This is a genomic window from Streptococcus suis (assembly GCF_016743335.1).
Classification (GTDB): Bacteria; Bacillota; Bacilli; order Lactobacillales; family Streptococcaceae; genus Streptococcus; species Streptococcus suis_Y.
Map to the genome: position 1 here is coordinate 89,061 of NZ_WCJE01000003.1, position 6,975 is coordinate 96,035.

General features: G+C 46.0%; 7 protein-coding genes and 2 pseudogenes. 7 read left to right on the forward strand and 2 right to left on the reverse strand.

Features of this window, described 5'->3' with window-relative positions; genetic code table 11:
• Positions 1–57: 57 nt before the first annotated feature.
• Both F9856_RS02155 and perR read right to left on the reverse strand, forming a co-directional pair.
• Positions 58–1,926 carry a heavy metal translocating P-type ATPase gene (locus F9856_RS02155; RefSeq protein WP_202105574.1) on the reverse strand — a complete coding sequence of 623 codons (1,869 nt, stop codon included), beginning with the start codon at positions 1,924–1,926 and terminating at the stop codon, positions 58–60.
• A 150-nt stretch (positions 1,927–2,076) separates the two neighbouring features.
• Entirely contained in the window at positions 2,077–2,538 is a 462-nt protein-coding gene (gene perR, locus F9856_RS02160; RefSeq protein WP_024397809.1) for a peroxide-responsive transcriptional repressor PerR, read from the reverse strand.
• A gap of 159 nt (positions 2,539–2,697) precedes the next feature.
• On the opposite strand from perR, the gene truA reads away from it, so the two are divergent.
• From truA to F9856_RS02195, 7 genes and pseudogenes are all read left to right on the forward strand, one after another.
• Positions 2,698–3,447 carry a tRNA pseudouridine(38-40) synthase TruA gene (gene truA, locus F9856_RS02165; RefSeq protein ID WP_105128162.1) on the forward strand — a complete coding sequence of 250 codons (750 nt, stop codon included), beginning with the start codon at positions 2,698–2,700 and terminating at the stop codon, positions 3,445–3,447.
• A complete protein-coding gene (locus tag F9856_RS02170) occupies positions 3,437–4,198 on the forward strand; it encodes a bifunctional hydroxymethylpyrimidine kinase/phosphomethylpyrimidine kinase (RefSeq protein WP_202105575.1) in 762 nt (253 codons plus the stop codon). Before truA ends, F9856_RS02170 begins: the two co-directional genes overlap by 11 nt.
• Positions 4,188–4,673, forward strand: a complete 486-nt coding sequence (locus tag F9856_RS02175; protein WP_202105576.1) for an ECF transporter S component — start codon at positions 4,188–4,190, stop codon at positions 4,671–4,673. Before F9856_RS02170 ends, F9856_RS02175 begins: the two co-directional genes overlap by 11 nt.
• Complete coding sequence (locus tag F9856_RS02180) at positions 4,654–5,220, forward strand: TIGR01440 family protein (RefSeq protein ID WP_202105577.1); 567 nt, start codon at positions 4,654–4,656, stop codon at positions 5,218–5,220. The genes F9856_RS02175 and F9856_RS02180 overlap by 20 nt, the downstream gene beginning before the upstream one ends.
• Positions 5,220–5,751 (forward strand): annotated as a pseudogene (locus F9856_RS02185) (DUF1349 domain-containing protein). The gene F9856_RS02180 and the pseudogene F9856_RS02185 overlap by 1 nt, the downstream one beginning before the upstream one ends.
• A 273-nt stretch (positions 5,752–6,024) precedes the next feature.
• The gene (locus tag F9856_RS02190; protein ID WP_202105578.1) at positions 6,025–6,789 is read left to right on the forward strand and encodes a hypothetical protein; all 765 of its coding nucleotides are present in this window, start codon (positions 6,025–6,027) and stop codon (positions 6,787–6,789) included.
• A gap of 120 nt (positions 6,790–6,909) precedes the next feature.
• Positions 6,910–6,975 (forward strand): annotated as a pseudogene (locus F9856_RS02195) (transcriptional regulator); the annotation flags it as partial.

Genomic DNA, 6,975 nt, shown 5'->3' on the forward strand with positions numbered 1-6,975 from the left:
AAGCGTTTTTTTAAAAAAGAATAATAAGAAAACCGCCAATCGCTTGGCGGCTTTATGCTATTTAAAATACAAGAGTCTTAACCCATTCAAAATCACCAAAATCGTTGATCCTTCGTGGCCCACCACACCGAGTGGGAGGTTGATAGACTGGAAGAGGTTGGAGATGATAAGAAGGGCAATGACAGATAGGGCAAAGACGATATTTTGCTTGATGATGCCCCGCATTTTCTTAGATAGACGGATGGAGTAAGGAATCCGTGTCAGATCTTCCATGAGTACGATGTCAGCTGACTCCATAGCGATGTCCGTTCCGCTTCCCATAGCATAGCTGACATTGGCTTGAGCCAGGGCAGGAGCATCGTTGATACCGTCACCCACCATGCCGACTGACGCAAACTCGGTTTGCAGTTCTTGGATAACAGCTGCCTTATCCGTCGGCAGACAGTTGGCAATCACACGGTCAATACCGACCTGACTCGCCACGTAACGAGCCGTCTTTTCTTGGTCGCCCGTCAAGAGAATTGGCGTCACGCCCATCTCTTTCAACTGGGCAATAAGCTGCTTGCTCTCAGGCTTCAAACTATCTTCCACCATGAAGATCGCCACAAGGACATCATTTTGACTAACATAGACCAGGGTTTTTCCAGTGCTTTCTGCCTCATCAATCTGTGCAACTAAGTCCACAGACAGCGGACGGACCAAGCTATCCACCACAAAGCCTGCCTTACCGATTTTCCAGCTGTCGCCCTGATAGCCTGCCACCAAGCCTTTTCCGGTCACGTCTTCTAGGCTTTGGAGGGCAATAGCAGAGCTGTCAGCCGTATAGGTCATGAGAGCCTGAGCGATTGGGTGGCTAGATTGTTTTTCAACTGCCTGAACAACTTCCTTGATCAGTTTTTCATCGCCAAGATAGGTCGCTCCTACAACTTCAGGTTTACCAATGGTCAGGGTACCGGTCTTGTCAAAGACGATTGCCTCTAGATTGGCGATCTTATCCGCAATGTCACCGCCCTTGATAATCATGCCCTTGCGTGCCGCACGGCTGATGGCAGAAAGTGTCGCCGGTGAAGAAGAAGCCACAAGCGCACATGGAGAAGCGATGGTCAAGAGAATCATGCCACGGTAGAAGGCAGTTAACCAGTCCCAGCCCAGAGCAAAATGAGCAAAGAGGATAAAGAGCGGTACTACCACCAAAACAACCTTGACATAGGTATCTTCCATATTTTCAATGAAAGTCGCTGTTTTTGATTTGGATTCTTGGGCATTTTCGACCATCTGAACGATTTTATCGAAGAGAGCATCGCCTTTTTCAGCTGTAACTTGAACGGTCACAGTTGGACCTTGGTTAATGGTTCCGCCGATAACAGCAGCGCCAGCCATTTTCTCCGCAGGGAGCGGCTCGCCTGTAATCATGGATTCGTCAAAGATGGATTGCGGACTGATGAGGGTAGCATCCAGTGGAACCGTGTCACCCTTGCGGACTTGTAAGAGGTCGCCGATGCGAATGGCTGCCGTGTCCAAAACAGTGATGTCACCATTTTCCTCGATTTTACGAGCCGTTGGAGGGGTCATATTCATCAGAGCAGCGATTGCATTCTTGCTTTTCTCCATAGCCAATTCTTCCAAAGTAGAAGAAAGGGAGAAGATGAATATGAGCAGAGCCCCTTCCATCCAGTAGCTGATAAGGCCAGAGCCGATAGCTGCCAAAATCATGAGGAGGTCAACAGACAGGTGTTTGTCGAAAATCAGCTCAGAAATGCCTTCCTTGGCTGACTGGTAGCCCCCGATGATAAAGGCTGAAATGAAGAGGATGGGTGCCCATCCTTGTCCAGTCTGAAACAGAAGGATACCTATTAGAATGAGCGCCAAGCAGAGAGCGGTTGTGATGATGTGGCTGTGTTGTTTGAGGTTGGTTACGAGTGTCATAGTTTTAGTTCCTTTATTTAGAATAATTATCATTTACCTAAGTTGATTATAACAGTTCTAAATAGAAAGTCAAGTCTTTTTAGAATAATTCTAAATAATAAAGTTCAGACAATTCAAAGAGAAAGCAAAAAAGCAACTACTGGTTGCTTTCTAGCTATTGAGTTGACAGTCGGGGCAGATACCATACACAGACAAGACTTCCTTGGTAATCTTATAGCCTGTTTGTTCATGGGCTTCGCGTTTGAGGCTAGGGATTTCGACGTCCATGAAGTCCGTTATTTTCCCGCATTTTTCACAGATGACATTGAGATGTTCGTGGCCCATGAAATCATAATAGGTTGTCGTGTCATTGGTACGCTTGAGTTCAGTGACAAATCCTTCTTCTAAGAGCACTTTGAGGTTGTTATAGACAGTTGCCAAACTCATGTTAGGATAGTTGGGCAGGAGGTCTTTGTATATCATTTCAGCACTTGGATGATCGTCGCTATCAATGATATAGGCTACAACAGCCTTACGTGTTTCTGTAATGCGAACACCTTTTTCCTTTAAGTGTTGAATAACATGCTCAAAGGCAGTTTGGTTTTCTGCGTTAAGGTGAGAGTGTAGTTCCATTCGTGCCTCCTGTTCTTTTCAAGAATAATTCTAATTTACTTTTCTTCATTATAATCCTTTTTATGAAAGCTGTCAAACTTAGAAGGGGTCCATCTGTGCTAGTACAGTTGTTGTTTTATAGGCTTGTTTTTCTAAGTTTGCTTGTGCTACAATCAGAACATGACACGATATAAGGCAATTATTTCCTACGACGGCCATGATTTTTCTGGTTTTCAGCGTCAGCCCCATGCCCGTACAGTTCAGGAAGAAATCGAAAAAACGTTAGTAAGATTGAACAGTGGCCAGCCTGTAACCGTTCATGGTGCAGGTCGGACAGACGCAGGAGTGCACGCTTATGGTCAGGTGATTCACTTTGACTTGGCTGGCAGTCGAGATGCTGAGAAGCTCCGCTTTGCCCTAGATACTCAAACCCCTGAGGATATTGATGTGGTCAGTGTGGAGCAGGTGGCGGATGATTTTCATTGCCGCTATGCTAAGCACAGCAAGACCTACGAGTTTCTGGTGGATATTGGGCGGCCTAAGAATCCCATGATGCGCCACTATGCGACCTTCTATCCCTATGATTTGGACTTGAGCTTGATAGAAGAAGCCATTCAGGACTTGGTGGGAACTCACGACTTTACAGGCTTTACAGCTTCGGGGAGCTCGGTGGAGGACAAGGTGCGGACCATTACGGCGGCAAGCATGGAATATGACCAGCGGCGGCAGTTCTTGATTTTCACCTTTTCAGGTAACGGTTTTTTGTACAAGCAGGTGCGGAATATGGTCGGGACACTCTTGAAAATTGGCAATGGTCGGATGCCTGTGGGGCAGATCAAGCGGATTTTGGCAGAAAAAGATCGTGGTTTGGCAGGTCCAACTGCGGCAGGTAACGGCCTCTATCTAAAGGAGATTATCTATGAAGACTAAGTATATTTTAGCACTTTCTGGCAACGATATTTTCAGCGGTGGCGGTCTTCATGCAGACTTGACCACCTACACGGTTCATGGCCTGCATGGGTTTGTGGCGGTGACCTGCTTGACAGCTATGACGGAAAAAGGTTTTGAGGTCATTCCGACAGATGCGGCGGTGTTTGCCCAGCAACTGGCTAGTTTGAAGGATGTACCCTTTTCTGCGATTAAGATTGGCTTGCTTCCCACGGTGGAAATAGCAGAGCAGGCTTTGGCGTTTGTCAAGGCTCACCAAGATATTCCTGTGGTTTTGGACCCAGTCTTGGTCTGCAAGGAAACGCATGATACGGAGGTTAGCCAGTTGCGAGATGAACTCTTGAAGTTTCTTTCCTATGTCAGCATGATCACGCCTAATCTGGCAGAAGCTCAGCTATTGCTCCAAAAAAACATCAAAACGGTGGAGGAGATGAAGCAGGCGGCAGTGGCCTTGTATGACTTGGGAGCCAAGGCGGTGGTCATCAAGGGAGGCAATCGTCTGGGTGGCTCAGATGCGGTCGATGTTTTCTACGATGGTCAGGAAATCGTGGTGCTCCAGTCGCCTCTGCTGTCAGAAAACAATGTGGGGGCAGGCTGTACCTTTGCGTCCAGCATTGCCAGTCAGCTTTTGCTGGGTCAAGAGCCTTTGGAGGCGGTCAGACTGTCCAAGGACTTTGTCCATGCGGCGATTGAAAAATCAGATGATTATGGGGTGATTCAATATGAGAAATAAAAAAACACAGGAATTAGTATTATTAGCCATCTTAACAGCCTTGAGCTTGGTCTTGGCCCACTTCCATTTGCCAACACCTTCTGGGTTTGTGACACTCTTGGATGTGGGAGTTTTCTTTACGGCCTTTTACTTGGGCAAGAAAGAGGGAGCCATTGTCGGCGGATTGTCAGGGCTCTTGATTGATTTCTTGCTAGGCTATCCCCAGTGGGCATTCTTTAGTCTAGTATTCCACGGGGCTCAAGGTTATTTTGCGGGATGGACAGGTAAGAAACGGATTCTCGGTCTAGTCTTGGCGACGCTCTCTATGGTTGGGGGTTATTTTGTGGCATCTAGTTTCATGTATAATGTAGCTGACGCTGTTACAAGTCTGATGAGTAACACTCTGCAAAACACAGTTGGTCTGGTAGTTGGTTACGTCTTGGCTCAGGCAATAGAAAGAATTGGTGCAGTAAATCATGTCATTAAAGGAAATTAAGGAACAGACCCAGCAGGTTGTCGAGGAAGTTTTAGACCTCAGTAATCTTCAAAAGGGACAGATATTTGTCCTTGGATTGTCCTCTAGTGAGGTGATTGGAGGGCATATTGGCAAAAATTCAAGTCTGGAAGTCGGTGAGGTGGTTGTTGAAACCATCTTGGAAATTTTGGAGCCAAAAGGTATCTATCTAGCTGTTCAAGGCTGCGAACACCTCAATCGTGCCTTGGTGGTGGAGCGGGAATTGGCAATCCAGAAGGACTGGGAAATAGTCAATGTTTTACCCACCCTTCATGCAGGTGGATCTGGTCAGTTGGCGGCCTTCAAGTATATGAAGGATCCGGTGGAAGTCGAGTTTATTACCGCTCAGGCTGGTGTAGACATCGGCGACACAGCTATCGGCATGCACATCAAGCATGTCCAAGTGCCTATCAGACCTAGCCTGCGTGAGATTGGTCAGGCCCATGTCACCGCCCTTGCCAGCCGACCAAAACTAATCGGCGGAGCCCGTGCGGCTTATCAGGAAGATAAGATACGGAAAGGTTCATAATGAAAGAATTTACAGTCAAGGATTTAGTGTGGACCCGTCCACCGAGACAATTCACTATTTCAGATGAAGAAATTACCATTACCACAGAACCCAAGACGGATTTGTGGCAGAAGACCTATTACCATTTTGTGAATGACAATGCTCCCGTCTTGCAAATGGAAACGGAGGAGGACTATTTTTCCTTTACTGTGAAGACGGATTTTGCGGGTAGTCATACTCGATTTGACCAGTGTGGAATTGTCCTTTATCAAGATTCGGAGAATTGGCTAAAGTGTTCGATAGAATATGAAAATGATGACTTCCAACACTTGGGAAGTGTGGTGACCAATCACGGCTTTTCTGACTGGGCAACTACTGAAATCAGTTCACAAGTCAAATCTATGTGGTTTAGGCTCAGTCGCAGGGAAAATAGCTTTTGGGCTATATGCCTGTTCACCAGAAAACTCCAGTTTTACAGCTCGCTTTACCAATATGGAATTGAGCGACTGCAAATGGCAGGCCCATGATGGGCAAGAGCCAGATGAAATATAGTGAGAGTCTTAGGTAAGTAGTGACAGAAAAATAGTTGAAACTCATACTCTTCGAAAATCAAAATGATCCGTAGTCAACTTGCCTTGAAGAACTCCTGTTCAATCTTCGCCTTCGTTTCCTAGGCTACTTTTGATTTTCATTGAGTATCAGGAAGTAACTTTCGACTAGTAAGAGAGTTACTTTTTTTATCTTTTGAGCCAAATCCTTGCCAAGAAGTCTAGCTTATGGCAAACTTGTTCCTGTAAATGATACAAGAACAAAAAAGGGAAAAATATGACAAAAGGATACCAACAACGATTTTCACTGTCCATTTTATTATGGATGCGTCAGGATAAAGCACGCCAAGCGGGAATGGATTACTGGAGTGGTGGGCATGCACAGATTATTGCAGCTTCACCGGGTCTATTAGAATACCGCCAGCAACATTTGAGCGAGACAGAACATAGTTTTTGGCCGAAAGTGAAAGGCTTGGAGACGGCTATTCCAGAAGACCGTCGGATTGATGGTATTGCGGAAGTGACCTATCAGAAGTTATTGGCACCAATAGGGGGACGCCGTCAGACGGCCCTTGCCTTTGAAGATGAGGTCAACGTTTTCCGTCGGACCTTGATGCATATGGGCTTCCCGTATTCATCACGTTGGTATTATACCAGCACTCAAGCCCAAACCCAACTGCGTGATGTTCTTTACTTCCGCCGCAAAGATGGTGTGAAGAGCGGTAGCTTCAAAAAATTTGTTCAAGATGGACTTGCCAGTCAACTGGCGACAATCCCTGGAGTAACAGAAGTGCGTACACAGGTCTATCTTCCTTGGAATAAAGCGACTTGGAATACCCCAAATGTTGCCCATGACAATCCTAAAGAAGACCACCTTCATGCCTCCATCATCCTAGGTTTTGCGGATCAGGCGGCAAGAGAGGCCTTCTATGCCAACCTAGCTCCGCAGTTGAATGCAGAAGTGGTACAATACGCCTCCGCAGTCCACGCCTATCATATAGAAAAAACCTTACCATTTGTCCTAGATGGCAAACGCATGTAAGACAAGCGACTTCTTGGTCGAGTGCTTTATTTAAAAAAAATCAAGCAAAAGACTTGCCAAGAAGTTTAGCTTATGTTAAACTTGTTCTTGTAAATGATACAAGAACAGAAAGGAAACCAGATGGATACAAAGTTTTCAGTAGCCCTTCATATACTGACCATGATCAGTGAGAGTAAGGAAATACTG